Source organism: Hydrogenophaga sp. (assembly GCF_051007235.1).
GTDB lineage: Bacteria > Pseudomonadota > Gammaproteobacteria > Burkholderiales > Burkholderiaceae_C > Hydrogenophaga.
In genome coordinates this window covers 1-2,816 of the sequence record NZ_JBPCSJ010000369.1, presented here as the reverse complement: position 1 = coordinate 2,816, position 2,816 = coordinate 1, and the positions used below count along the sequence as shown (strand labels likewise).

The following is a 2,816-nucleotide window of genomic DNA, read 5'->3' as shown; positions in this document are numbered from 1 at the left end:
GCATAAAATCGCACTTTCGCCCACGGGCAGGCCAGCCACTCGCATGCCTGCTGCAGGCCTCTTGAAAAAGCCCATCCCATGTCCCAGCGCCGCCTGTTCGTCACCACCGCCCTGCCGTATGCCAACGGGCATTTCCACATCGGCCACATCATGGAATACATCCAGGCAGACATCTGGGTGCGTTTCCAGCGCATGCAGGGGCACGAGGTGCATTTCGTCTGCGCCGACGACGCGCACGGCGCGCCGATCATGATCGCCGCCGAAAAGGACGGCAAGACGCCGCAACAGTTCGTGGCCGACATCGCCGCCGGCCGCAAGCCCTACCTGGACGGCTTCCACATCGGCTTTGACAACTGGCACAGCACCGACGGCCCGGAAAACCACCAGCTCGCGCAGGACATCTACCGCGCGCTCAAGGCCAACGACCTGATCGAGACCCGCACCATCGAACAGTTCTTCGATCCCGAGAAGAACATGTTCCTGCCCGACCGCTTCATCAAGGGCGAATGCCCCAAGTGCGGCGCCAAGGACCAGTACGGTGACAACTGCGAGGTCTGCGGCGCCGTCTACGCGCCCACCGAACTCAAGAACCCCTACTCGTCCCTGTCCGGCGCCACGCCGGTGCTCAAGCATTCCGACCACTTCTTCTTCAAGCTGTCCGACCCGCGCTGCCTGGCCTTCCTGGACCAGTGGACGCAAAGCGGCGCGGTGCAGCCCGAGGTGCTCAACAAGATCAGCGAATGGATCGAGCCCGGCGAAGATGGCAAGCCCAAGATGGGCGACTGGGACATCAGCCGCGACGCGCCCTACTTCGGCATCGAGATCCCGGACGCGCCGGGCAAGTACTTCTATGTGTGGCTGGACGCCCCCATCGGCTACCTCGCCTCGCTCAAGAACTACTTCGGCAAGACCGGTCGCGACTACGACGCCTTCATGGCCGACCCGACCACCGAGCAGTTCCACTTCATCGGCAAGGACATCATCACCTTCCACACGCTGTTCTGGCCGGCGATGCTCAAGTTCAGCGGCCGCAAGGTCCCCAACGCGGTGTTCGTGCACGGCTTCCTGACCATCAACAACGGCGAGAAGATGAGCAAGAGCCGGGGCACCGGCCTGAACCCGCTCAAGTACCTGGACCTGGGCATGAACCCCGAGTGGCTGCGCTACTACCTGGCGGCCAAGCTGTCCGGCAAGAACGAAGACGTGGACTTCAACCGCGACGACTTCATGCTGCGCGTCAACAGCGACCTGGTGGGCAAGTACATCAACATCGCTTCGCGCGCGGCCGGCTTCATTGCCAAGCGCTTTGAAGGTAAGTTGATGCACTTGGCTATTTCTGCTGGCCCATCCATTCCAGAAACGAGCCCAGAAGGAGTGCTGATTGGCTCGAAGGCTCAGGTGCTGAGAAGCTTGCTCAATGCGGCACCAAAAGTGCAACAGCTCTACGAAAGTCGCGAATACGGCCAAGCCATGCGAGTAATCATGTCTCTCGCAGATGAGGTCAACCGGTTTGTCGATGAGTACAAGCCCTGGGAACTCGCAAAGAAAGATGACATGCAGGACCTCTTGTGGGAGGTTTGCACCATTTGCATCGAGGCCTTCCGCCTGATCTCGCTCTACCTCAAGCCGGTGCTGCCTGCGCTGGCCGCGAACGTGGAAGCTTTCCTGAAGATCCAGCCGCTGACGTTTGCCGACGCGGACCGCCTGCTCGGCGCCGGCCACACCATCGGCGCCTACCAGCACCTGATGCAGCGCGTGGACATCGCGCAGCTCGACGCCCTGTTCGAGCCGCCGCCAGCACCCGAAGAGCCCAAGGTGATCCCGGGAGGTGAAGAGATCGCCCCCACGATCTCCATCGACGACTTCGCCAAGGTCGACCTGCGCATCGCGCAGATCGTGAAATGCGAAGCGGTGGAAGGCTCGACCAAGCTGCTGCGCCTGACGCTCGACGTGGGCGAGGGCAAGACCCGCAACGTGTTCAGCGGCATCGCCAGCATGTACAAGCCCGAAGACCTGGAAGGCAAGCTGACCGTGATGGTGGCCAACCTGGCGCCGCGCAAGATGAAGTTCGGCGTCAGCGAAGGCATGGTGCTGGCCGCCAGCCACGCCGACGAGAAGGCGCAACCCGGCATCCACGTGCTGCAACCCTGGCCGGGCGCTACACCCGGCATGCGCATCCACTAAGAGGGTGGGAGAGCATCAGCCATGCCCGCCTTGACGCCCTCCAACACCGCCAGCGGCGTTGCAAATGCGCGCCGTAGCCCAAGCTACGGCTGTGCTTTGCGCCTTGCCGGCGGCGCTGGCGGACGCCCTTTCGGGCACGCCCGACGCCCTCCCCCCCTCTGACCTCCGCCGATGTTCGAACCCATCCGCGGCTTCACCAGCCTGCAGCGCACGCCGCAGGCCGACCTGAAGCTGGGCACCGTGCTGGCCTTCGTGGCCGGTGCGGCCAACGCGGGTGGCTTCCTGGCAGTGGGGCAATACACCTCGCACATGACGGGCATGGTCTCGGCGCTGGCCGATCACCTGGTGCTCGGGCAGTTCGTGCTGGCGGGTGCCGCGCTGGTCGCGGTGCTGGCGTTTTTGCTGGGCGCCATGAGCACCGCCTGGCTGGTCAACTGGGGCATGCGTCGGCAGCTGCGCAGCGCCTACGGCCTGCCACTGTTCGTGGAAGCCGCGCTGCTCCTGGTGTTCGGCATCTTCGGCGCCGCCATGAGCCTGTGGCAGACCGTGTTCCTGCCGGTCACCGTGGTGCTGCTGTGCTACATCATGGGCCTGCAGAACGCGGTCATCACCAAGATCTCACAGGCGCGCAT

At 63.7% G+C, this 2,816-nt stretch carries 2 protein-coding genes; both read left to right on the top strand.

Annotated elements, in window-relative coordinates:
- Window positions 1-78 precede the first annotated feature (78 nt).
- On the top strand, window positions 79-2,184 hold the full coding sequence (gene metG / locus ACR2JA_RS13240) for a methionine--tRNA ligase (protein ID WP_434009545.1): 2,106 nt from the start codon (window positions 79-81) through the stop codon (window positions 2,182-2,184).
- Between the two features lie 171 nt (window positions 2,185-2,355).
- The coding region (locus ACR2JA_RS13235; protein WP_434009544.1) for a YoaK family protein at window positions 2,356-2,816 on the top strand (461 nt) is incomplete at its 3' end.

Bases quoted from the DNA above. Each gene is read 5' to 3' on its own strand.
- metG (WP_434009545.1), top strand. From the start codon at position 79: ATGTCCCAGCGCCGCCTGTTCGTCACCACCGCCCTGCCGTATGCCAAC.